Origin of the sequence: Tenacibaculum sp. 1_MG-2023 (assembly GCF_030547425.1) — a bacterium.
Classification (GTDB): domain Bacteria; phylum Bacteroidota; class Bacteroidia; order Flavobacteriales; family Flavobacteriaceae; genus Polaribacter.
Window position 1 is genome coordinate 84,814 of sequence record NZ_JAUORH010000005.1, and the last position, 24,571, is coordinate 109,384.

24 protein-coding genes and 4 tRNA genes are annotated in these 24,571 nt (G+C 30.9%); 19 read left to right on the forward strand and 9 right to left on the reverse strand.

Translation table 11 applies throughout. The features are described from left to right. Positions 1 to 36 precede the first annotated feature (36 nt). The 9 genes from Q4517_RS05285 (at position 37) to Q4517_RS05325 (ending at position 11,759) form a co-directional block, all read left to right on the forward strand. Positions 37 to 2,460, forward strand: coding sequence for a TonB-dependent receptor (locus Q4517_RS05285; RefSeq protein WP_303507048.1), 2,424 nt, complete (start codon positions 37 to 39; stop codon positions 2,458 to 2,460). A gap of 6 nt (positions 2,461 to 2,466) precedes the next feature. Next, positions 2,467 to 3,960: an ankyrin repeat domain-containing protein gene (locus tag Q4517_RS05290; RefSeq protein WP_303507050.1), complete on the forward strand. Its 1,494-nt coding sequence runs from the start codon at positions 2,467 to 2,469 to the stop codon at positions 3,958 to 3,960. A 53-nt stretch (positions 3,961 to 4,013) separates the two neighbouring features. Then, positions 4,014 to 4,445 carry a DUF2271 domain-containing protein gene (locus Q4517_RS05295; RefSeq protein WP_408034050.1) on the forward strand — a complete coding sequence of 144 codons (432 nt, stop codon included), beginning with the start codon at positions 4,014 to 4,016 and terminating at the stop codon, positions 4,443 to 4,445. Positions 4,446 to 4,472: 27 nt separating this feature from the next. Continuing rightward, a complete protein-coding gene (locus Q4517_RS05300) occupies positions 4,473 to 6,650 on the forward strand; it encodes a PepSY domain-containing protein (protein WP_303507055.1) in 2,178 nt (725 codons plus the stop codon). 201 nt (positions 6,651 to 6,851) lie between these two features. Continuing rightward, positions 6,852 to 7,067, forward strand: a complete 216-nt coding sequence (locus tag Q4517_RS05305; protein WP_099213850.1) for a hypothetical protein — start codon at positions 6,852 to 6,854, stop codon at positions 7,065 to 7,067. Positions 7,068 to 7,099: 32 nt separating this feature from the next. Beyond that, positions 7,100 to 8,194, forward strand: coding sequence for a hypothetical protein (locus Q4517_RS05310; RefSeq protein WP_303507060.1), 1,095 nt, complete (start codon positions 7,100 to 7,102; stop codon positions 8,192 to 8,194). 128 nt (positions 8,195 to 8,322) lie between these two features. Beyond that, positions 8,323 to 10,353 carry a histidine kinase gene (locus tag Q4517_RS05315; protein ID WP_303507062.1) on the forward strand — a complete coding sequence of 677 codons (2,031 nt, stop codon included), beginning with the start codon at positions 8,323 to 8,325 and terminating at the stop codon, positions 10,351 to 10,353. Positions 10,354 to 10,356: 3 nt separating this feature from the next. Then, complete coding sequence (locus Q4517_RS05320; RefSeq protein WP_303507064.1) at positions 10,357 to 11,106, forward strand: LytTR family DNA-binding domain-containing protein; 750 nt, start codon at positions 10,357 to 10,359, stop codon at positions 11,104 to 11,106. 95 nt (positions 11,107 to 11,201) lie between these two features. Then, on the forward strand, positions 11,202 to 11,759 hold the full coding sequence (locus tag Q4517_RS05325; RefSeq protein ID WP_115900952.1) for a YqgE/AlgH family protein: 558 nt from the start codon (positions 11,202 to 11,204) through the stop codon (positions 11,757 to 11,759). Positions 11,760 to 11,765: 6 nt separating this feature from the next. Here the strand turns inward: Q4517_RS05325 and Q4517_RS05330 are convergent, their stop codons facing one another. Together Q4517_RS05330 and Q4517_RS05335 are read right to left on the reverse strand one after the other, a co-directional pair. Then, positions 11,766 to 12,596, reverse strand: a complete 831-nt coding sequence (locus tag Q4517_RS05330) for an aminotransferase class IV (RefSeq protein ID WP_303507069.1) — start codon at positions 12,594 to 12,596, stop codon at positions 11,766 to 11,768. Positions 12,597 to 12,700: 104 nt separating this feature from the next. Next, the gene (locus Q4517_RS05335) at positions 12,701 to 13,084 is read right to left on the reverse strand and encodes an START-like domain-containing protein (RefSeq protein ID WP_303507071.1); all 384 of its coding nucleotides are present in this window, start codon (positions 13,082 to 13,084) and stop codon (positions 12,701 to 12,703) included. Between the two features lie 104 nt (positions 13,085 to 13,188). Between Q4517_RS05335 and Q4517_RS05340 the strand changes: the two genes are divergently transcribed. Beyond that, a tRNA-Met gene (locus Q4517_RS05340) sits at positions 13,189 to 13,262 on the forward strand. A 37-nt stretch (positions 13,263 to 13,299) separates the two neighbouring features. Here the strand turns inward: Q4517_RS05340 and Q4517_RS05345 are convergent. After that, positions 13,300 to 13,731, reverse strand: a complete 432-nt coding sequence (locus tag Q4517_RS05345) for a GNAT family N-acetyltransferase (RefSeq protein WP_303507073.1) — start codon at positions 13,729 to 13,731, stop codon at positions 13,300 to 13,302. A gap of 29 nt (positions 13,732 to 13,760) precedes the next feature. On the opposite strand from Q4517_RS05345, the gene Q4517_RS05350 reads away from it, so the two are divergent. Then, positions 13,761 to 14,207: a GNAT family N-acetyltransferase gene (locus tag Q4517_RS05350; protein WP_303507076.1), complete on the forward strand. Its 447-nt coding sequence runs from the start codon at positions 13,761 to 13,763 to the stop codon at positions 14,205 to 14,207. A 966-nt stretch (positions 14,208 to 15,173) separates the two neighbouring features. Here the strand turns inward: Q4517_RS05350 and Q4517_RS05355 are convergent. Continuing rightward, a complete protein-coding gene (locus Q4517_RS05355; RefSeq protein WP_303507078.1) occupies positions 15,174 to 15,368 on the reverse strand; it encodes a cold-shock protein in 195 nt (64 codons plus the stop codon). Positions 15,369 to 15,894: 526 nt separating this feature from the next. Here Q4517_RS05355 and Q4517_RS05360 point away from each other — a divergent pair. Next, a tRNA-Gly gene (locus Q4517_RS05360) sits at positions 15,895 to 15,967 on the forward strand. Positions 15,968 to 16,007: 40 nt separating this feature from the next. Further along, positions 16,008 to 16,080 (forward strand) — tRNA-Gly (locus Q4517_RS05365). A 32-nt stretch (positions 16,081 to 16,112) separates the two neighbouring features. On the opposite strand, the gene Q4517_RS05370 is transcribed toward Q4517_RS05365, so the two are convergent. Beyond that, positions 16,113 to 16,760: a rhomboid family intramembrane serine protease gene (locus Q4517_RS05370; protein ID WP_303507081.1), complete on the reverse strand. Its 648-nt coding sequence runs from the start codon at positions 16,758 to 16,760 to the stop codon at positions 16,113 to 16,115. An 89-nt stretch (positions 16,761 to 16,849) separates the two neighbouring features. Between Q4517_RS05370 and Q4517_RS05375 the strand changes: the two genes are divergently transcribed. Next, positions 16,850 to 17,761: a lysophospholipid acyltransferase family protein gene (locus tag Q4517_RS05375; RefSeq protein ID WP_303507083.1), complete on the forward strand. Its 912-nt coding sequence runs from the start codon at positions 16,850 to 16,852 to the stop codon at positions 17,759 to 17,761. 82 nt (positions 17,762 to 17,843) lie between these two features. Here the strand turns inward: Q4517_RS05375 and Q4517_RS05380 are convergent. The 4 genes from Q4517_RS05380 to Q4517_RS05395 all read right to left on the reverse strand — a co-directional run bounded on the left by Q4517_RS05380 (position 17,844) and on the right by Q4517_RS05395 (position 21,334). Continuing rightward, a tRNA-His gene (locus Q4517_RS05380) sits at positions 17,844 to 17,919 on the reverse strand. A 55-nt stretch (positions 17,920 to 17,974) separates the two neighbouring features. Beyond that, positions 17,975 to 18,691, reverse strand: a complete 717-nt coding sequence (gene bshB1 / locus Q4517_RS05385) for a bacillithiol biosynthesis deacetylase BshB1 (RefSeq protein WP_303507085.1) — start codon at positions 18,689 to 18,691, stop codon at positions 17,975 to 17,977. Then, entirely contained in the window at positions 18,692 to 19,849 is a 1,158-nt protein-coding gene (locus Q4517_RS05390; protein WP_303507087.1) for a PLP-dependent aspartate aminotransferase family protein, read from the reverse strand. It abuts the gene before it with no gap. A gap of 75 nt (positions 19,850 to 19,924) precedes the next feature. Further along, the gene (locus Q4517_RS05395; protein WP_303507089.1) at positions 19,925 to 21,334 is read right to left on the reverse strand and encodes an MATE family efflux transporter; all 1,410 of its coding nucleotides are present in this window, start codon (positions 21,332 to 21,334) and stop codon (positions 19,925 to 19,927) included. A gap of 152 nt (positions 21,335 to 21,486) precedes the next feature. On the opposite strand from Q4517_RS05395, the gene Q4517_RS05400 reads away from it, so the two are divergent. The 5 genes from Q4517_RS05400 (at position 21,487) to ric (ending at position 24,570) form a co-directional block, all read left to right on the forward strand. Beyond that, positions 21,487 to 22,245, forward strand: coding sequence for a Rossmann-like and DUF2520 domain-containing protein (locus tag Q4517_RS05400; RefSeq protein ID WP_303507091.1), 759 nt, complete (start codon positions 21,487 to 21,489; stop codon positions 22,243 to 22,245). Beyond that, positions 22,229 to 22,756, forward strand: a complete 528-nt coding sequence (locus tag Q4517_RS05405) for an HAD family hydrolase (protein WP_303507094.1) — start codon at positions 22,229 to 22,231, stop codon at positions 22,754 to 22,756. The genes Q4517_RS05400 and Q4517_RS05405 overlap by 17 nt, the downstream gene beginning before the upstream one ends. A gap of 45 nt (positions 22,757 to 22,801) precedes the next feature. Next, complete coding sequence (locus Q4517_RS05410) at positions 22,802 to 23,227, forward strand: DUF2147 domain-containing protein (protein WP_303507096.1); 426 nt, start codon at positions 22,802 to 22,804, stop codon at positions 23,225 to 23,227. 114 nt (positions 23,228 to 23,341) lie between these two features. Further along, complete coding sequence (locus Q4517_RS05415; RefSeq protein WP_303507099.1) at positions 23,342 to 23,782, forward strand: Rrf2 family transcriptional regulator; 441 nt, start codon at positions 23,342 to 23,344, stop codon at positions 23,780 to 23,782. Positions 23,783 to 23,847: 65 nt separating this feature from the next. Continuing rightward, positions 23,848 to 24,570, forward strand: coding sequence for an iron-sulfur cluster repair di-iron protein (gene ric / locus Q4517_RS05420; protein ID WP_303507102.1), 723 nt, complete (start codon positions 23,848 to 23,850; stop codon positions 24,568 to 24,570). Position 24,571 lies beyond the last annotated feature (1 nt).

Sequence of the window (24,571 nt, forward strand, 5' to 3'; positions counted from 1 at the left end):
AATATTTTAAAAACAAATCTCTCAAAGAGGAAAAAAATGAGAATTATTGCAACCGTACTACTTTTATGTAGTTGTATTCAAACAATGTATAGTCAAGCAACTCTACAAGGAGTTGTAAAATCAGAAAACAATGAAACTATTCCTTATGCGAATGTATTTATTAAAGGAACTAAATTAGGAGCCGAAACCAATGAAAATGGTCTTTTTACTATAACAAATGTTCCAAACTCTAATCATAAACTTATTGTAAGCGCTGTAGGGTTTAATCAATCATCACAAAAAATTGTGGTAAAAGGAGACATTAAAAATTTAGTTTTTATTTTAAAATCAGACACTCAACTTGATGAAGTTGAACTTTTTGGAGCAAGAGACAAAAGAGCTGAGAAACTAGAAACGCTTACAAGATTACCCTTAGCTCCTAATGAGCAATTACAAAGTATTTCAGTATTATCACACAAACTTATCGATCAACAAAATGCCTTAAGCCTTAGTGATGTTACCAAAAATGTAGCTGGTGTGTATACCTTTGCTACCTACGGAAACACCAAAGAAAGTATGTCATTAAGAGGTTTTAGAGGGATTCCGTTACTTAAAAATGGTGTTCGTATTAATTCTGATTTTAGAGGAACTGGAGTTATTACCGATATGGCTGGTGTTGACAACATTCAAGTATTAAAAGGAATTTCTGCCATTAGCCAAGGTTTAGGTGGTGATTTAGGTTCTGCCGGTGGTGTTATTAATGTAGTGACTAAAACTCCTAAATTTTATACAGGTGGTGAGGTTACTTTTAGAGCAGGAAGCTTCGGAAAACTACGTCCTACTTTTGATGTTTATGGACCTATTGATACTAATAAAAAACACGCCTTCAGAATTGCTGGTTCTTATGATAAAGCAGATAGTTTTAGAGACCACGTTGGTTCTGAACGCTTTTACGTAAACCCTTCATACGCTTGGAGACCAGACGAAAAAACTACTATTACATTAGAAATGGATTATATGCATGATAGCAGAACTCCAGATCAAGGAACTCTTAACTTAGGAGCTTACGACGTAAACAATATTTATAAATTACCTAACAGTAACTTTATGGGCTATGATTCTGATAATGCTACTACCAAAAACCTAACTTATGCTATTAGAGCAGATAGAAAGTTAACTGAAAAGTTAACTTTAAAAGCAGGGTATTTTGTTTCTGATTTAGATATTGATACTGAAACCTCTTACGCTTTTCAAGGAAGTTCAAGAAACGGGTTACCTGTTTTACCAGACAACCAACGTTATAGAGAATACTATGCTTCTGGTAGAAAAGATAATAATAGTGTATTACAATTAGATTTGGTAGGAAAAGATGTAGAAACAGGTTTTTTAAAACATACTTTTCAAATTGGTGCAGATTTTAGAACCTCTGAATTTGACAACATAGCCTATGCTACACAATATGCCTCAAACAATCAATACGCAGATATTATAGATGTATTACAACCTATAGATAACACACTTCCTAACGGAATTATCATTACAAGAAATCCTGCAAGAGATTCAGGATCAAGAACAGAGTCATATGGAATTACCATTCAAGATAAAATAAGCCTTACTAATTGGGCTGATGTTTTCTTAGGATTACGTTATACCACTATGAAAAGAACTAGAGGTAGCTTTATAGGTGGACCTTTAGGCGAATCTAAAAGTGATGATGCTTTTAACCCGTTATTAGGGTTTAATCTAAAACCTAATGAAAATATTATCATTTTTGGTTCATACGCAAGTAGCTCAGATCCTAGAACTTCTTTTTATATGGATGTTGACGGTAACGAATTAGGAACAGAACGTTGGGATCAAATAGAAACTGGTATTAAATCTACATGGTTTAACAATGCTTTACGTTTTAATGTTACTACATTTTATACCTCAAGTAAAAATTTAAACTTACCTGTTTATGACAATGCTGGTAATAGTTTAGGTTATTATACACAAGGAGGTGATGATGTAAGAAATGGTGTAGAAGTAGAAGTAATAGGTCGCTTACTTCCTAATTTAGAAATTATTGGAGGTTATTCTTATTTAGATGCTAAATACAAAGATCATGCATCATATTATTACAACTCTCGTCCAATGAACACGCCAAAGCATACTGCTAACTTCTGGGCACGTTATGCATTTAAAAAATCTTTAAATGGTTTATTTATCGGTGCTGGAGCTTATTACTTAGGAAAACGTCCGCACAATGTATGGTCTAGAAACTATACACATACAGGGGTTATTCCTGATACAAAGCCTTTCGATTTAAATTCATACACTACAGTTAATGTACAAGCTTCTTACAAATTCAATGAGAACTTAAGTATTGATATATTTGGAAATAATATCTTTGACGAAGTAGGCTACAACGCTTATCGTACAAGTTATATTAATAGAATTGAGCCTGCTAGTTTTGGTTCAACATTACGTTATAAATTTTAATTTATTATGAAAAAACAACACATAACATTGGCCCTTGTACTTTTTATTAGTGCAATTCAAGCGCAAACAAAAAACATATTTTTTGAAAGATCTTTTTGGCAAGAAAAACCTACTATTCAACTTGTTGAAGAAAAAATAAAAGAAGGAAATAGCGCAACAGCATTAAACCCAAATGGGTTTGATGCTGTTACCTACGCTATCTTAGCCAGTGCTCCAAATAAAGTAATCAAACATTTACTTACTAAAAAAGGAAATGATGTTAACAAGATAACACACGATAAAAGAACTTATGTTTTTTGGGCTACCTATAAAAACAATGTTGAAATTATGAAGCATTTGATAGCTAATAATGCTCGTATGGATTTAAAAGACTCTCATCAATTATCTCCATTAACTTTTGCGGCGAATGCAGGGCAAACAAATAAAGAAATTTATGAACTTTGTATTCAAAACGGAATTGATATAAAAACAGATGTTGACGAGCACGGAGCTAATGCTTTATTATTAGTATTACCAAGTTTAAAAGATTTATCGTTTGTGGACTACCTTACTTCAAAAGGGTTGAGCTTACATAATGTTGACAAAGATGGTAATGGTGCTTTTAACTACGCTGCTAAAAAAGGTAATAAAGAAATTTTAACTCTTTTAATAAAAAAAGGATTGCCTTATAAAAACCTAAATAAAAAAGGAGGTAATGCTATGTTATTAGCTACTCAAGGTTCTCGTAGTGGTTATAACTCTTTAGAGTTTTTTAAATATTTAGAAAATTTAGGTATCAACCCTAATATTACTAATAAAGACGGAAAAACACCGCTTCATAACTTAGCTCGTGGAAACAAAGACCTCAATACTATTAACTATTTTCTTAGCAAAAGTGTAAATGCTAATCAAGTTGATGAGAACGGAAATACTCCTTTAATTATCGCAGCTAGTAGAAACTCTTTAGAGGTTATTAAGTTATTATCAGAAAAAACAAAGAATATTAACCATACTAATAAAAGAGGACATTCAGCACTTACGTACGCTGTTGAATACAACTCAGAAGCTGTTGTAGATTATTTAGTAAAAAACAAGGCAGATATTCAAGTAAAAGATGACAAAGGAAACTCTTTAGCTTATTATTTAGTTAAAAGTTATCATCCTAAGAAGGTAAACGATTTTAATGAAAAAATGAGTCTTTTAGCGAATAACGGATTAAACTTAACACAACTTCAAGCCAATAAAAATACGTTGTTTCATATTGCTGTAGAAAAAAACAACATCGATTTACTTAAAAAAATCAATACTTTAAAAATTGATGTGAATGCAAAAAATAGCGAAGGCTTAACTCCACTACATTTAGCTGTAATGCAGGCTAATAATACTGATGTAATCAAATATTTATTAAGTATTGGAGCTAACAAATCAATAACTACTGATTTTGATGAAACAGTACACGATTTAGCTAAAGAAAATGAAATCTTAAACAAGAAAAATATAGATATTAGCTTTTTAAAATAAACCAATATAAAATGAAAAAAATCATAGCTCTTTTTATTACTGTATTCACAATAATGGCTTTTAACACAAATGATAGCGCCTCTTATAAATGTATGATTCAAATGAAAAATTATACTGGTGAAGGTGCTTACATTGCTATTTCATTATTAAATCCTAATGGAGAATACGAACAAACATTATACGTTCAAGGTGATGATGAAGAATGGTACTCTGACATTACCGAGTGGTGGAAATTTCAAGGAAAGGTTCGTACTGATATTGACGCTATAACTGGCGCAACAATTAGTGGAGGTAACAGAGCGATTACCGTATTAAAAATCGACAACGATAAAATTAACAAAGGATATAAAATTAGATTTGAATCGGCTGTAGAAGATCAAGAATATTATAAAGACGATGTAGAATTTGAATTAACTACCAATAATCTTAAAGGTAAATTTGAAGGAAATGGATTTATTCGTTACATCCGTTTAATGCCTCAATAACTTTATCAATAGAAATAGCTAACAAAAATGACCACTTCTATATGGAGATATAGCCACTTAACCTTGGCTATATCTTCTTTCCTTTTTTTACTCATTGCTTCATTAACAGGTATTATTTTAGCTTTTGAACCTATTTCAAAACAGCTTTCAGACTATAGTATTTCTAATACTGAAAAAATAACGCTTGCAGAAACTATTTCTGAACTACAAAAGCAATATGATGAAATAATTTCTATCTCTGTTGATGAAAATGATTTCGTATCAGCCTCGATAGTTACCAAAGAAGGAAAAAGTGACACATTTTATGTAAACCCAACCACAGGTGAAAAAATAGGTGATATCGAAAAAAAGAAACCAATTTTTCAATTCGCCACTAGCCTACACAGATCTTTATTTTTAAAATCTACAGGAAGGTTTATTGTTGGCTTTATTTCTTTTTTACTTTGCTTAATTGCTACCACAGGGTTCATTCTAATTGCCAAACGACAAGGAGGCTTTAAAAAGCTTTTTTCTAAAGTTGTAAAAGAGAATTTTGAACAATATTACCACATTATTATTGGTCGTTACACGCTTATCCCTCTTATTATCATCACGCTAACAGGGGTATATTTATCGTTAGATCGGTTTTCAGTGCTACCTACAGAAAAAATTAAACACTCTTACGATTTTTCTTTAGCTTCTTCAAAAGAAAAAATAACACTTCTTGAGTTTCCAGTATTTAAAAACACTACTTTGAATGAAGTAAAAAGTGTTGAATTTCCTTTTTCTGAAGATGAGGAAGATTACTTTTTTGTAAAACTAACCGATAGTGAATTAATCGTTCATCAGTATACAGGAACTATCATTAGTAAAGAAAACCTTTCATTAACCAGCATACTCTTAAACTGGAGTTTATTATTACATACAGGAAACGGAACTATTGTGTGGTCAATTGTATTGTTACTTTCTTCAACATCTATCCTGTTTTTTATCTATTCAGGCTTTGCGATGACCTTCAGCAGAACACAAAAAAGCTCACTCCCTAAAAATAAAACTAAGAAAGACAATGCTGAAATTATCATACTAGTAGGCTCAGAAACAAACAATACTTACTCTTTTGCCTCATCTTTATACAATGCTTTAATTAAAAATGGTAAAACCGTTTTCATCGATATTTTAAACAATTATGTTTCGTATAAAAACGCGAAACACCTAATCGTATTAACTTCAACTTATGGAGAAGGTGAAGCTCCTTCTAACGCTTCTAAATTTTTACAACTAGTTCAACAAACAGCGGTTCAAAATAAGATTGACTATTCAATAGTTGGTTTTGGTTCAAGAGCATATCCTCATTTTTGTCAATTTGCTATTGATATAAGCAACAAACTACAACAGCTTCCAGAGTTTACACCTCTTTTACCTATATATAAAATTAACAACCAGTCTTTTCAAGACTTTAAAACTTGGGGACATTTATGGAGCGAAAAAACTGAAATTAATTTTGAATTGACACAAGAGGTAAAAAAGCAAAAAAAACAACAAACTTTTACCACAGTTTCTAAAACTGACTTAAACAACGACGATTCCTTTTTGGTCCGCTTACAACCAACTAAAAAAATTCGTTTTAACTCTGGTGATTTGTTAGCTATTACTCCTAAAAAAGACAATATTGAACGCTTGTACTCTATTGGAAAAATAGATAATGATATTATACTAAGTATTAAGAAGCATGAACTTGGAATATGTTCTAACATACTTTATCAACTACAGGAAAACGAAATAATTCAAGCAAATATTCAACAAAATAAAGATTTTTATTTTCCTAAAAAAAATAAAGAAGTAGTATTAATTGCTAACGGAACAGGCATCGCTCCTTTTTTAGGAATGCTGCAACATAAAAACGGTACTAAAGCACATCTATTCTGGGGTGGTAGAACTAAAGAGTCGCTAAAAATGTACGCTCCTTTGTTAAAAAACATAGAACAAAACAATATTCACATTGCTTATTCTCGAGAAAAAGAGAAAGAATATGTACAAGATTTGTTATTAAAAAAAGAAAGTATAATTACTACTGTTTTACAAAACGGAGGAACCATTATGATTTGTGGTTCTATCAAAATGCTAAAAGGTGTTGAGAAGGTATTAGAACAGATAACTTCAAATAAACTAAACACATCTTTAGACTACTTTAAAAAGAATAATCAAATTAAAACGGATTGTTATTAGAAGTCTGTTGGCTAAAGCTATTATTTTCTAATTTCAAATCACCTTTCCCATCAACCAACTACTGACTACTGACTACTGACTACTGACTACTGACTACTGACTTATAAAACAACGAATTCTAATTTATCTACTACGAATTCTAATTTACTCCAAATTAGCCTCTACATCTGTGGTAATTTTGATCATATAAAAACAACAATTATGTGGTCAAACAACAATTATTCATCAGTATTAAAAATGTATTTGGAGAAATACACAAGTTTAAAATTACAAATAAACACAAGCGGATTAATCGCTTCTGTTGAAAAACAAGAAAACGGTCAGTGGATTAACGACCGAAACCTTCCTAACATTTTAAATAAACTATCATCTAGTATGAACTTAGGAAAGGATGTAACCATCATTTTACAACAATAACAGTAACTATATTAACCTTAAAACAAAAAACTATGAAACAAAACATTTTAAAAGTAGGTACAGTAATGGGATTACTACTACTAATCGGAGTATTTTCAAGTTGCAACAACACAAAAAGCGACAATAAAAATCAAGAACAGGGAAACATTACTACCACTGAAAAAACAATTGAAAAATCAGTTGTGGAATACAGAAATCCCGTAGTATTTATTACAGGAAATGACAAAGGAAATAATCATTTTTATGACAGTGCCAGAGTATATTTTAAAGAAAAAAACTACGAAATAATTAATGGTAAGTATTCAGTAGAAGAAATTATTTCTTGGATGAACAAGAATGCTACTGAAAATCCTTACGGAGAAGTTCATATCGTAAATAACAACAATCCTTTCCGAGCAATGAATTTAGAAACTGTAGTTAATGGAGATAAAGTAACCGCTGAAACGTTGCAAAAAACAATTACTAAAGGTGCATTACCCTCAGTAAAAAATGAAGCTATTACAGATGATACTAGAATTATTTTTCACACCAATCAATTGGCTGAAAATACTGATTTAGTAAACACTTTAAAAAGTGCTTTTATAACCGAAAGTAAAATCCCTCAAGTAGTTGCATCACCATACTACAATGTTTTTGGAGGTGAATTTTCAAACCATTATTTAGCACAACCGTACTATGTATTTTATCCAACAGCTAATTCACCTGGAAAAGTAGATTTATCAAAAGAAATTGCTAAAAAATATCCAGAGGAAAAAGAAATTGCTTGGTATGATGCTTTAAACAATGAAAGAGAGCGTTATGTAGGAGAGCCTTATACTATTCAGTATACCATTCCTGTAAATCTAGAATTAGATTATCATAACTCTGACAACGAAATTCCTCACTTTGTAATGCAAGAAGAAATCATGGATTTCATTGCTAGTGAAGAAGATTTAATGAAAGAAGTTGAGAAAACAACTATTCCTGTAGAGAAATTCAGATGGACGTATACTGTAAAAAACAGTCAGTTAATTATAAAAGGTAAATCTTCTGCTCTATGTGTTTTAAAACCTTTAACGAAACCTTATGGAGAGCTAGAACATGTAAAACCAGATACTAATAATAAACGTTTATACGCTATGAAATAACCAATAATTGTTGAACAAACTTCATTATAAATAGAAGAAAATTGAAATAATTACTTCTATTTATAATGAAGTTTAATTTAAGTATTTTTGCTATAATGAAAACCCAATATCATATTACAAAAACAGCTATGAGAAACAACTTTGTATTGAGTACTCAAAAACACTCTATACAAGATTTTGTTTTTTTATTACTAGGCTATTTTTTTTATGGTCTAATTAATATTTCTGCTCAAAACCAACCTTTAAAAACTTACACCAAAAATAATGGGTTACCTAGTTTACATATAAAAAGTGGTACTCAAGATAAAACTGGTTATATATGGTTAGCTTCCAATAACGGACTAATTCAATTTAATGGAAATGAGTTTACAACTTTTACTACAAAAAATGGATTAATTTCTAACAACGTTAATACCATTTCTTCAAAAGAGAATACCATATTTATAGGTACTGATAAAGGTTTAAGCATAAAAAGTCATCATGGGTTTACTAATTTTGAAGGCAACAATGTTAACTGCATTTTAACCGTTAAAAACCGTACTTTTTTAGGGACTAATAAAGGAATTGTTAGAGTTCGTGAAGACTACCTCTCGCCTCTTCGTACCAATTTTCAAATTGATTTAAATCAGATAAACGATATTATATTTGATGGAAAGTTTTACTGGATAGCTACCAATAAATCTTTGTGGAAACTAGACAAACTCTTCAACCCCCAAATTTTAAAAAGAATTGATGTAAATAATTACACTTCTCTTTTAATTAACGAAAAAACTGTAATTGCAACCACTTACAATAAAGGTCTTACGTTTATTAGAAACAACGAAATAGAAACACAAGCTATCACTGCGAAAAATGTTATTGAAATTAAAAAAATTAATAATCAATTTTGGGTTGTTTCAGAGGATGAGGGTATTGAAGTATTAGATATTAATTTTAACTTTGTTAGAAATATTAATAAATATAACACCTTAACCACCAATGAAATTACTAGTGCTTTTCAAGATAATGAAAATAACACATGGGTTTCTACAAAAGATAAAGGAGTTTACTTTATTAAAAGTGATAAATCAGTACAAAAAAAGCCAACTATTTCTTTTGAAAACATCCAGGTTGTTTTTACAACCTTAGATAGTATTAACATTAATAACTACAACAAAACCCTTCAGCTTCCTGCTAATAAAAACCATATTTCTTTTTCTTACAAAACTATAAACATTAATAACTCAAATAAATTAGAGTATCGCTATACACTCAACGATAAAAAAAGCCCTTGGAGTACTAAAAGTGCCATTGATTTAGCTTATTTAGCTCCAGGAAACTACACCTTTTTAGCCCAATCAAGAATAGGAAAAACAAAAAGTGATCCTATTGAGTTTAGTTTTTTTATCGACACACCTATCTATAAGAAAAGCTGGGTCATTTGGTCTAGCGTTGGATTAGCCTGTTTAATTTTAACTCTCATTATTTGGTCATACATTCGAAGAATTCAAGCTAAGAATAAAACTAAAGTAGCCAAGCTAGAGCTGGAAAACTATTTAATATCACTAGAGCAAAAAGCATTACAATTACAGATGAATCCGCATTTTATTTTCAATGTTTTAAACGGAATTAAGGCATTAGGTAATTCGGGTAAGTCGGCAGAATTAAATACTACCATTAGTAAGTTTGCCACACTTTTACGTGGTGTTTTACACAACTCTAGACAAGAAGAAATTAGTTTAGCAGAAGAAATTACAACGTTGAAAAACTATATTGAACTGGAACAACAGATGAACTCAAACACCTTTGAGTATTCTATAATTACAAACCTTACCATAGATTCTGAAGAAATTTTAATTCCGCCAATGCTTATACAACCTTTTGTTGAGAATAGTATAAAACATGGAATTTCTTCTGTAGAAAATGGAAAAATTGAGATTAATTTCTCTGCAAAGAAAGACCTTTTACATTGTGAAATAGTAGATAACGGGATTGGAGTTCATCAATCGAAAGAACTAAAAAAAGTAAGCTCACATAAATCAGTAGCATTAAAAGTTACACAAGAGCGTATTCAAAACCTCTCAAAAAAGAGTACTATTTCTATTAATGAAATATATAATGAAGAGAAAATAATAGGGACTAAAGTACTTTTTAAAATTCCTTTAAAAACTGATTTTTAAAACATGACAAAACTTACTGCAATTTTAGTAGATGACATGCCTACTGCTTTAAATATGTTGCAAAACGACCTTACTCAGTTTCATCCAGAAATTGAAATTATTGGCACTGCTAAAAGTGTGGTTGAGGCTTCAAAAGTTTTACGTAAACAACAACCAGATATTTTATTTTTAGATATCATGTTGGGTGACGGTACAGGTTTCGATGTTTTAGAAATTCACCCAAACCTATCTTCAAAAATTATTTTTGTTACAGCTAGTGACGAGTATGCTATTAAAGCTTTTAAGTTTGCTGCTATTGATTATGTACTAAAACCATATTCAAATGAAGACTTAACAAATGCCATTAGTAAAGCAAAAAATCAAATTAAACCCGATAAAGAACAGTTAACAGTACTTCAACAATCCATTACAAAACCGAGTCAACGTCCTAAAAAGATATCATTAAACACTGCTAATAAGATAATGGTGGTAAATTTAGATGATATTGTCCGTTGTCAGTCAGATAATAATTACACTGAGTTTTTTATGAATGATGGACAAAAAATATTGGTTGGAAAAACTCTAAAATACTTTGCTGACATGTTAAAAGAATTAGATTTCTTAAGAGTTCACCAAAGTCATCTAATTAATATTCAGTTTATTAAAGAATTTATAAAATCTGATGGTGGTTATTTAGTTTTAAAAAACAAAACAACGGTTCCTGTTTCAGTTCGTAAAAAAAATGAAGTTATTAGCGTTTTAGAAAAAATGTAATTACCGTTTTTTTCCTATTTCCTCAGGTTTTTTAACACTTTTGTTAAAGTTTTATTAATTTTTTATTTACCTTAGTGTTTATAAACTAAAAAAATATGGTTGCATTTAAACCGGAAAAAGGTAGGTTATTAATTGCTGAACCAGCAATTTTAAATGATAGTTCTTTTAAAAGAGCTATTGTTTTACTTACTGAGCATAATGAAAAAAGTTCAGTGGGTTTTATTTTAAACAGACCTTTAGACCACGTACTTAGCGATTTAGTTCCTGAGATAGACTGTGATTTTACAGTATATCAAGGCGGACCAGTAGAACAGGATAATTTATATTTTATCCATAAAGTTCCACACTTGCTTCCTAATAGTATTGAAGTTGCAAACGGTATTTACTGGGGGGGTGATTTTGACCTTTTAAAAGAGTTATTAAACAATAAACAGTTAAAGGCTGGTGATATTCGTTTCTTTTTAGGATATTCTGGTTGGGGAACAAGCCAACTGGAAGAAGAGTTATTAATGAATTCTTGGTTTATTGCAGAGAACGACTACGAAAATATTTTGACTACCAATGATCGAAATTTTTGGAAAGACAAGTTACTCCAACGAGGTGGAAAGTATAAAATTTGGGCTAATGCTCCTAGCGATATTCAAATGAACTAGCCCTAGCTAGCTAGTTACTATTGCAAGCTTTAAGCTACTTTTTATTTTATTTGTTATCTCTGTTGAAAACTCTTTTTTACGATAATTGGTAACTGATTGAATTCCAACAATAGCGTTGGTTATAAAAACTTCATCTGCTTTTTGAATTTCAAAAGGAGAAATAGTTGTTTCTTCTATTGTATATTCTGGATGTTTTTCTATAATTTCAATTACTTTTTTTCTGATAATTCCTTTAATACAGCCTTCAGTTAAAGCAGGAGTTTTTATGACACCTCCTTTTATTATAAAAATATTTCCGTTAATAGATTCAACGACTCCTTTACGTTCATTTAGCAAAATACAGTTATCTAAATCATTTTCTTCAGCAAAAACAGCAGCCAATGTATTCAACATTCTGTTTGTTGTTTTAATCGTTGAAAGTAATCCTGAATAATTATAAAAATCTTTAAAAACATCCATTCTATACACCTCTTTTTCTGTGTACTCTAATGGAGTTCCTTCAATAATATAATCTATCTCGTTTGTAACGGGTGTATATAAACCACCATCTTTTCTAAAAACAGTTAATCGCACTCTATAAGTAGAAGATTTAGGTAATTCTTTTACTACTTTAAGAATTTCATCTTGTAAAAACTCAAGAGTAAACTCCATAGGTATCTTCATACGAAGCATTCGCATTGATGCCATTAACCTAAAATAGTGGTCTTCAACAAAAACAACTTTACCATTTAATACTTTAATTGTTTCAAAAACAGCATCGCCATACTTAAACGCTCTATTCTTTGTCGAAATCTGTACTTCGTTATCAGAAATTAAAGTTCCATTAAAGTTTACCATTTCTTAAAATTTTAATTGCAAACTTACAATTTAGGTGAATATTAGCCACAAAAAAACTCGACAAAATTGCCGAGTTTATCTTTTAGTTCTTTTCTCCTTGTGTATTAAGCTCCTATTGTATGTTTCAATTCTTCTATTTGGTTTTGCCAAAGCATTTTTGCTTCTTCTGCATCATCTTCATCATCGGCAAAATCTGTAACAATAACAGCAACATCTTTTGTTAATGGATCTACCTGTATTTTAAATTCAAAATAACTATCATCGCCTTCACTTTCAGTCCATTTAAACTTAATGCGTTCATCTGTTTTCTTGGTAATAATCTTTGCCTCTTCTTCAGAATCATCCCAAATAAAAGTAATAAGCTTTCCTCGTGAATTTACTCTGTCTGCAAACCATTCTTCTAAACCTGCTGGTGTTGCAAAATATTGATATAACATGCTTGGAGAAGCATGAATAGGAAACTCTAACTCAAATTTAACTTTGCTCATTTATTTTTTTCTTTAAGTGCCAATATATATAATTATTTTTTAAAAAAAAATTTAAATGTTTGTTGCCTAAAACTAAAAAGTAATTATATTTGCACCCGCAATCAGGCGAGGTAGCTCAGTTGGTTAGAGCGCAGGATTCATAACCCTGAGGTCGGCAGTTCAAATCTGCTCCTCGCTACAAAACCCAATTCATTAGATTTGGGTTTTTTTTATGCCTATATTCCCATATACATTTTAAAATGAGACCCTACTTTTTGTACCTCAAACTCCTCTCCTATTATTGTAAAGCCCAAACTTTCATAAAACCCTACTGCTTCTTTTCTTGCATTACACCATAAAATAGTAATATCCTTACCCTTTAAAACACTTTTAGCTTCTTCTATTAACATTCTCCCAGCTCCCATTCCTCTAACTTCTGGTAACGTTGCCATTCCTCTTAATTGATATTGCTCTCCTTTAATAACATCAATTCTATTTTGTATAAAAGATGCTATACCTACCAATTTATTGTTGTAAAAAGCTCCTAAGTGAAACGTACTTTCAAGTTTATCTTCTTTAAACTTGTAAGGTAAATCAATGTTGTTTCGTAAAACAGCTAATCGAATATCATACGTTTCTTGAGCTGATATATTTTTTATTTTTATCATCTGAAATTTCTTTAATCCAAAAATACAGAATGAATATAAATTTTAACCTGATTAGCAAAGAAGATATCCTTACAATTCTTCCTCTTTTACGTAAAGCAAATACTACTACACCGCAAGATGTTTTAGAATCTCGAGTTTTAGAAATGGCTGAGTACTCAAACTATGAATGTGTAGGTGTTTTTGATGATGATAAGCTTATAGGTGTTTGTGGGCTTTGGTACAGTATGAGACACTATATTGGTAAAAGTGTAGAGCCAGACCATGTAATTATTGATGAAATTTATAGAGGCAACAACATTGGTAAACAACTTTTTAAATGGGTGTATAACTATACGAAGACTAAAGGTTGTGAAGCTGTTGAATTAAACACTTATACTGCTAACAGAAAGTCTCATAAATTTTATTATAACGAAGGCTTTGAAATATATGGTTTTCATTTTCTTAAAATTATAAGGAATGAAAAATCTTTCTTCTAAGAGACTGAAAGAAAGTTTAAAATAAATAATATAAAACCTTACTTATATTACGGTTTTTTTCTAGTATTATATTTTAAATACCCTAAGTTTGAGAAACTTAAAACTTTTATTATGGTAAGAAATATCTCAAACTTAGGAACTAGTTTAAACAAAAAGGAACAACGATCTATTAACGGTGGTAAAGCATAATGTTTATTACCTGACAATACCTGTTCTCGAATTTGGTTTGGTTGTACTGAACCGCAATGCCAGCCTCAACCTTTTTAAAAAACTAAGCGGGTTCTCCCGCTTTTTTCTCCTCCTTTAATACTTCAACCTTAAAATCTATACTTTTTATTAGAGCTACAAATCAAAAAAAATATTTTTTTGGCTTATCCTTACTTTTTTTTACGTCTTTTTATTCTTTTATTAATTAAATTATAGGTAAATTTGTAATACTTAAGAGACGTCTTAAGTTCTTTTTCATAGCAATTTTCCCACTCAATCTTTTTGAGTGGGTTCTTTTTTATTCCTCATACTACAGTTTTACTTTATTCTATTTTTAATAATTTTGCTCACATGCATGAAATTATTATAGATACATTATTCTTAATATTCTCTTTCTTTTTTATCAGAAAAGGTTCAAGTTTTCTTATAAGTAGATCAAAAAACTTCCATGAAAAATATAGAACAGCTTTAGCTGACAAAGACAGGTTTTTCAATTTTTTTTAACTATTTTTTAATATCTTTTCATGGGTTACTATCCTTTTAGTCTTTGTTATTTGGTTCAGATTTCTTACATCTTAAAACCTATAATTTAAAAACACAACATGCAACCAATATTTCTTTTATTACTCTTGAGTTCTGAGTTTTGATTACCTTTTATTTCAAAAGGTGATTCGCTTAAAAATTGAACATAAAAAAAGGCCATCTTTTCAGATAGCCTTTTTTATATAGTTATGTATAGGTTATAAACTAACCACAACTTTAATCTACAATTTCTACATTAAAAGCGTTTAAGCCTTTTTTACCTTGTTCGGTATCGTAACGTACTTTATCATTCTCTCTAACGTCGTCAATTAACCCTGAGTTGTGTACAAAAATATCTTCTCCTGATTCTGATGATGTAATAAACCCAAATCCTTTTGAGCTGTTAAAAAATTTTACTGTGCCTTCTTGCATCTTACTTAAATTTTAAATTATTATATAATGTTGTGTAAAAGAAGAACCTTTATATAACTATTTTATAATGTTATTACACAGTTACAAAAAGCTATTATGCTATAAACACTTAAAAAAAATAAAGGAATAATGAAATAAAAAAGGCAAGAAGAGAATAAACTCAAAAAACTAATTAATATATACTACCTTGAAATAATTAAGGTGTTCTACTTGAACGCGACAAAGATAGTCTTTTTTAATTGATTATTTAGATATTAGTTCCTTTTTAAATTTTTAAATCATGTTCAGCATCATAACTTATGATAAACTACAAGAATATTGAAACAGGTTTTAGTGCATTTTATTACATAAAAAAATAGATTTTATACTCATCTTCTATAAATAGTCTTACAGCATATAAAACATTTAAAACCTTATACTATTCACTTTCTGAAAGTTATATCTAAAAGGTAAATTCTTTGTTAATTTTTTTCAAAAAAGTCTTTGCAGATATTAGAAACAGTCTTATATTTGCAACCGCTTTACTGCGGGAGTAGCTCAGTTGGTAGAGCGTCAGCCTTCCAAGCTGAATGTCGCCAGTTCGAACCTGGTCTCCCGCTCTAATTAAAATATAGCAAGTAATTGCAAAACTTTACCAATGCGAGAGTAGCTCAGTTGGTAGAGCGTCAGCCTTCCAAGCTGAATGTCGCCAGTTCGAACCTGGTCTCTCGCTCAAAAAAAACCGAAACATTAGTTTCGGTTTTTTTATTTATTCATTTTTAGTTTATCTCCAAAGAAAAATAACCCAACAATAATTAACGCCATAATAACAATCATTACTGTATGATTTGTTATCACACTTGGTCGCAACAACAATGTTATTAAATAACCACCAATAGCACCACCTAAATGTGCTGAATGACCGATATTACCTACTTGGTTTTTCATTCCGTAAATAGAGTACAACAAATACCCAACACCAAAAACATATCCTGGTATTGGAACTGGTATTGGCAACATAATTAACTCCATACCTGGGTACAACATTATAGAAGAAAATATTACCCCTGAAACTGCTCCAGATGCACCAACCGCACTGTAGTATGGTACCCTTTTATACTGATGCAACGAATACATACTTCCTGCTATTAAACTTGCAAAATAAATTAGTATAAAGTTTAATGTTCCAAAACTTGAATCAACCACTTTTCCAAACAAATACAAAGCATACATGTTAAACCCCAAATGCAACCAATCTACATGTAAAAAACCAGAGGTTAGCATGCGTATTTTCTCTCCGTCCAATATTTTTTGAACCTGAAATTTATAGCGATCAAAAAAAACAGCATCGTTAAACCCTTTAAGAGATACTAATACATTAGCTACAATTAGTATAATAATAATTTGACTCATAGTTTTATATATATCCACAAACATAAACAAAAGTTAATAAAGTAAATCATTCATTAATTAATACGATATTTGCCTAAAATTAAAACTTAATGAAACTACTCATATTTATTATTGTGTATCCACTTATATGGATATTATCAATTTTACCAATGAGATTATTATATATAATTTCTGATTTTTTTCGCTTTATTGTTTTCGACCTTGTAGGCTACCGTAAAAAAGTTGTTATTGAAAACCTAAAAATGGCTTTTCCAGATAAAAGTGATAAGGAAATAAAAAACATTGCAAGAAAGTTTTATAAACACTTTGTCGATTTAATTTTTGAGAGTATCAAATCTTTTACAATTAGTGAAAAAGAAATACTTAAACGCTATAAATACAAAAACCCCGAACTTGTTAACAAACTTGCAAAAGAAGGCAAAAGTATTGCTTTAGTAGGAGCGCATCAAGCTAACTGGGAATGGTCTATAAACACTCCTTTAGTTTTAGATATACCTGTTTTTGGAGCATATACTAAACTGGCTAATAAATATTTTGAAAAAGTAGTAAAAACATCAAGATCCAAGTTTGGTGTTACTGGTTTTAAAACTTCTGAAACCATAAAGGGAATTCACAAAAATTACAAAAACAACACACAAGGACTCTACATACTACTTAGTGACCAGTCTCCTCAAGTGCACAAAACTCACTATTGGTCTGAATTTTTAGGAGTAAAAGTTCCCATACATACAGGAGCTGAAATACTTTCAAAAAAATATGATTTTGCAGTAGTTAATTATGCTGCAAGAAAAATTAAGAGAGGTTATTTTGAAGTTGAGTTTGAACTGATAACAGATTCACCAAAAGACTTTGAAAACTATCAAATAACAGACAAATATTTAGAAATTACCGAACGAAATATCAGGAAACAGCCTGAGTTTTATTTATGGACACATAAGCGTTTTAAGCATAAGGACAAATATGAGCAATGGCTAAAAAACAGAAAAGCTTCTCAGAAATAACTGAGAAGCTTTTTTTATTGCTTATCCAAATAAGTTTACCCCACAAAAAAAGCCTTTCTACTTAGAAAGGCTTTTGCTTTTTGGGTGAAAGACCGGGTTCGAACCGGCGACCTCCGGAACCACAATCCGGCGCTCTAACCAGCTGAGCTACAATCACCATGTAACTTGCGGGTGCAAATATACAAGCTTTTCATATTTTGGCAAAATTTTTTATTAAATTAATTTACTTAAATTTTCTACTGCCACATAACGCTCTGACGTAAAGCCTTCTGCAAAATCAACTCCAATTAATCTTCCTAAATCTCTTGCTCTATACTCAATACTATCAGTAAAGTTTACACTAGTTATTGGTGTTTCTGGTTCGTTACTCTTAGGATCAAAAAACTGCGATGAGTACGCCATAACCGAACCTATCTTTTTATCCATAAAACCTGTAACATCTACTACAAAATCAGGTTCTATATTTTTCCATTGTATATAATGATAAACTTGTTTCGGTCGCCACTTTTCTTGTTTAACTCCATCTAACGCTGTTTCTATTTTAAGTAAACCACTTAAAAAGCATGCATCAGACACTAATTTACTTCCTTTTGGGTGATCAATATGACGATCGTCAATAGCATTACACAATACTATTTCTGGTTGATACTTACGTATCATTTTAATAATTTCTAATTGATGCTCTCTATCATTCTTAAAAAAGCCATCTGCAAAGCCTAAATTTTCACGTACTGATATTCCTAAGATTTCACCAGCTATTCTTGCTTCATTATCTCTTAACTCAGCGGAACCTCGTGTTCCTAGTTCTCCACGAGTTAAATCAACTATCCCTACTCTTTTCCCTTGTGAAATTTCTTTGGCTATGGTAGCAGCACATCCTAATTCAACATCATCTGGATGCGCTCCAAAAGCTAATATATCTAGTTTCATTTATTGTATTGTTTTTTGTAATGCTTGTTCTATATCTTTAATTAAATCTTTTGTTTCTTCTATTCCTACCGAAAAACGAATAAGTCCATCTTTTATTCCTTGCTTTGCTCTTTCTTCTGGTGAAAGTAACGCATGCGAGGTTTCTGCAGGACTTAGCATGGTACTTTCAACTCCTGCTAAACTCATAGACGGTTTTATCAATGCTAAATTACGTTGAAATATCATAGCATCAATTTCTTCTTGTAATTCAAAAGACAACATTCCTCCAAAATACTTCATTTGAGCTTTGGCTAACTCATAGTCTGTATGCGATTTTAACCCTGGGTAATATACCTTAGCTATATGCTCATTTTTTTCTAAAATTTTTGCCATTTTTAAGGCATTCTTGCTTTGGCGTTTTACACGTAAATTCATTGTTTTTAAACTGCGCTCTAGCATCCACACCGTAAAATCACTTAAACTCCCTCCTAAGTTCTTAGCTAAATTCCATATTTTCTTTATATGTTCTTCTGAAGCAGCTACGGCTCCTGCCAAAATATCTGAATGGCCTCCCATATATTTAGTCGCAGAATGTATCATAATATCAACTCCAAAATCAACTGGTGTTTGATTAATTGGAGAAGCAAAAGTGTTATCAATCATTGTTACAACACCATGTTGCTTTGCTAAATTAGCAACAGCCTGTATATCTACTACTTTTAATAAAGGATTGGATGGAGTTTCAATAAAAATTACACGTGTATTTAGTTGAATTTCTTTTTCAAAATCTTCAATGGCTAAACTGTTGGTAAACGAATATTCTATTCCAAATTTTTCAAATTCTTCTACTACAAAATTATAGGTTCCTCCGTACAACGTTTCTTGCAGTACTACATGGTCTCCTTTTTGTAAAAAAGCTAATAAAGAAGTGCTAATAGCTGCCATACCCGAACCAAATAGTAAGCCTGATTCTGTTTTTTCTAAAGCAGATATTTTTTTACACAACGCTTCTTGATTAGGCGTATTAAAATAACGTGGATACCTTTTTACATCTACATTTTCAAATTGGTAAGAAGTTGACATGTATATTGGTGAAATAGCTCCTTTAAATTGTTCGTCTTTTATTTCACCAACATGCGTACAAATAGTATTAATGCCTAATTTTTGCTTGGTATTCATAGTAATAAGAGATTTTAAAACCTTAGACTTTAGATTTCTTTACAGAACTTTAATAGCTAAGTTACAAAAACTACCTTATACCTTAACAAATTTCCATTTTCCTTTTTTAAACATCCAAATACCAACAATGGCAATTAAAACTTCTGCTAAGGTTATTGCTAAAAAGACTCCAATAGGGCCAAAACCTAATGTAATTGCCATAAGGTATGCAAACGGTAATTGGAATAACCAAAAACACACAAAATTGATATAGGTCGGTGTTTTCGTATCACCTGAACCATTGAATGATTGAATTACAACCATTCCGTATGCATACGCTATATATCCTGCCGCCATAATTTGTAAACACAATGCTCCATTTTCAACAACTTCAGAATTTTCAGAAAACCATCCTAAAAAAGTTGGGGCAAAAACTATATAAATCAATGATACTATTCCCATAAAAATAGCACAATATTTACTGGTAATCCAAACAGATTTCTCTGCCCTTTCCGGTTGTTGTGCTCCTAAGTTTTGGCCTACCAATGTTGCTGCTGCATTACTCATTCCCCAAGCAGGCATTAAAGTAAACATCATTATTCGAATAGCAATTGTATATCCAGCAAGTACTTCACTTCCAAATTCAGACATAATTCGCATTAAAAATACCCAGCTTGAAGTTCCAATAATAAACTGCCCTATTCCACCTAATGACACTTTAATTAAGTTTATCATTACTGAAGCTCTTATCACTAGATCTTTAACAACTAATTTTACTTTACCTGCCCCAAAGAACAATACTAGCAATTGTGCCACAACTGCTGTTCCTCTACCTATTGTTGTTGCTATAGCTGCTCCTTCTACTCCGTATGCAGGTATAGGTCCTAATCCGAAGATAAAAATAGGATCAAGTATAATATTTAATCCGTTTGATAAAATCAACGTCCACATTGCTATAGATGCATTTCCTGCTCCTCTAAAAATAGCATTGATTAAAAACAGTAACATTACAGTAATGTTTCCTCCTAACAATACTTGGGTATAACCAAAACCTTCAGCTATTAAGTCTGGCTCCCCTCCCATGAGTGCTAGTATTTCTTTTGGATATAAAATCCCTACAACACTAATAAGAATTGAAATAAATACTCCTAAAAAAATAACTTGTACTGCTGTTTGGTTTGCTCCTTCAGCATCTTTTTCTCCTGTCCTACGAGCAACTAAAGCGGTTGCCGCCATACTCAACCCTATAGCTACAGCATACACTAACGTAAGTACAGACTCTGTTAACCCTACAGTAGCTACAGCATTTACGCTTACCCTTGATACATAAATAATATCTACCAAGGCAAAAATAGATTCCATCAGCATTTCCAAAATCATCGGAATAGCCAATACAAAAATTGCTTTACGAATACTTCCCGTCGTAAAATCTTGCTGTCTTCCTAAAACAGCATCTTTAAAAAGTGAAAATATGGTTTGTTTTGATGTTTGATTGTAATCAGTCATTATAAAGTTTTATAAATACATAAAATTGTCTTAAAAAGAGTAAGACATAACTATTTGTTGCTGAGGCAACACCACTATTTGAGGCGACTTATACAATCATAATGGTACAAATATCCGAAAATATTTTTAATTAATTTCAATATCTTCGTGCTATGATTAAGGTTACCATTATAGGAGGCGGTAATGTAGCTACACATTTAGCCAATGCTTTTAGTAAAACAAACGAAGTATCGTTAGTACAGGTTTATGCTCGAAATATTAAACAAGTTCAACATTTAAAAGGAGTTACTTCTATTACAAATAGCATAGAGCTTTTAACAAAAGCTGATGTATATATCATTGCTGTTTCTGATGATGCTATTGGTGATGTTTCTCATAAAATTGAACAAAAAAACGGTTTAGTAGTGCACACTTCTGGAAGTGTGGCTATACAATCGTTACAAAACACAGGTCGCAAAGGTATTTTTTACTTATTGCAAAGTTTTTCAAAAGACAAGGAAGTTAATTTTGATGAAATTCCGTTTTGTTTAGAAGCTGAAAATGAAGAAGACTTGCAGTTATTAGAAGATCTAGCAAAATCAATCGGAAAAAAGATATACCGTATCAATTCTGAACAACGTAAACGATTACACGTCGCAGCCGTTTTTGTAAATAACTTTACCAACCACATGTATAAGATTGGTGCTGATATTTGTAATGAATACCAAGTTCCTTTTGAAGTACTACAACCGTTGGTTAAAGAAACAGCTCAAAAAATAACCAAGTTGAGTCCTGAGGCAGCACAAACAGGTCCTGCCAAAAGAAATGACCAAAAAACTATTCAAAATCATTTAGCATTATTAAATGCTGAACAACAAGAAATTTATAAACTTATTACAAAATCAATCCAAAAAAATGGAAAAGAGTTATAAAGAATACTTACCTCAAATAGATACTTTTATTTTTGATGTAGATGGTGTGTTGACTAACGGAATTGTAACCGTTTTTCCTGATGGGCAACTCTTACGTCAAATGAATATTAAAGATGGGTACGCTTTAAAAGCTGCTGTAAAAGCAGGCTACAGAGTTTGTATCATCTCAGGAGGAAAAAATGAAGGTGTACGTACACGTTTAGAAGGCTTAGGTATTACCGATATTTATTTAGGTGCTCATAACAAAATTAAACAGTTTAATGAATTGATTGAAAAGCACAAATTGAATCCTGAAAATGTGATGTACATGGGAGATGACATTCCTGATTATCCTGTAATGAAACTCGTTGGAATGCCTTCTTGCCCTAACGATGCCGCTCGTGAAATACAACAAATTTCAAAATACATTTCTGATAAAACTGGCGGTAACGGTTGTGCTCGTGATATTATTGAACAAGTGTTACGTGTACAAGGAAAATGGGATAGCAATTTTGATGCACAATACGATTAATTGGAATACTTTTTGAAAACGATATACTATTAAAACTTTTAAATTATGAAAAAAATACTTTTTGCTTTAGTACTTACTACCATTAGCTTTTCAATGAGCGCACAAACTATTTTCGGAAAATGGGAAAACCGCGATGAAGAAACTAACAAAGTTGATTCTGTAATTGAAGTATATAAAAAAGGCGGAAAAGCATACGCTAAAATTGTTGAGATTACAAACGAAAAACGTCAAGAAGCTGTTTGTGATAAATGTAGCGGGAAGCGTAAAAACACCCCTATTTTAGGAATGAATATTTTAACAGGACTAAAAAAAGATGGTGACGAATGGAGCGGTGGAAAAATTTTAGATCCTAAAAACGGAAAAGAATATAAATGTTATATTAAACTTGAAAACGACAACAAATTAAAAATTAGAGGCTACATAGGTTTTGCTGCCTTTGGTAGAACCGCTTACTGGTACCGAAAAAACTAAGTCTTAAAAACATTCAAAAGCATCATTAGAAAATGATGCTTTTTTTATAAAAAAATAAAAGACTTTAGTGTCTTTTATAAAGAAAACTAATATCTTTGTAGCATATTATTTTATATGTTTTCAAAATCTTGTGAATACGGTTTAAGAGCAACTATTTTTGTTGCAGAGCAATCTAGCTTAGATAACAAAGTTGGTGTAAAAGCCATTGCTGCTGCTATTGATTCACCAGAAGCTTTTACAGGGAAAATACTCCAAATTTTAACGAAGAATAATATTATTGATTCTATTAAAGGACCTTATGGTGGATTTGTAATTAACAAAGCTGACCTTAAAAAAATTCGTTTAAGTGATGTGGTTCGTGTATTAGATGGTGATAGTATTTACACAGGTTGCGGATTGGGTTTAAAGCAATGTGACGATAGCTCTCCCTGCCCTCTTCACTTTAAATTTATAGAAATTAGAGATAACCTAAGAAAAATGTTAGAAAAGAATACCCTTCATGATATATTATACACCCGGGATAAAAAAAATACTTTCTGGCTAAAACGAGAGTAAAAAAATTTACATTAATAAAAGATAAAAAGGTCTTTTTATGATTTATAAGTATAAACTGAAACAAAATGGAAATAAATAACAACTCAATAGTAGCTAACATAGTTGCAAACAACTATAAAACAGCTACAATTTTTAAACTATATGGAATTGATTTTTGTTGCAATGGTAATAGAACTATTCAGGAAGTTTCAATGAAAAAAAATATTATTCCAGATACGTTAATCAATAAACTAATTCGTATTGATAAGGGTTCAAAATCAAATAACGATTATCAAAACTGGTCGTTAGATTTTTTGTGTGATTACATCTACCAAAATCACCATGTATATGTAGAAAAACAAATTCCTGAAGTTTTAGAATACCTAACTAAAATAGCTAAGGTACATGGTAACAATCATACTGAGCTACATGAAGTTTTACGGCTTTTTAAAAAAAGTGCAGGTGAACTAACAACTCACATGAAAAAAGAGGAACTTATTTTATTTCCTTTTATTAAAAAGTTAGTCACGGCTAGTAATACGAACACTCCTCTTTCTCCTCCCACATTTGGCACGGTAGAAAACCCTATTAATATGATGCATACTGAGCATGATAATGAAGGGGATAGATTTAGAATCATTTCAAAACTTACTAATAACTACACTCCTCCTGCTGATGCCTGCAACACTTATAAAGTTGCTTTAGCTATGTTACAAGAGTTTGAAGAAGATTTACACAAACACATTCATTTAGAAAACAACATTCTATTTAAAAAAGCAATCAAATTAGAAAATCAATTAAATAACTAAC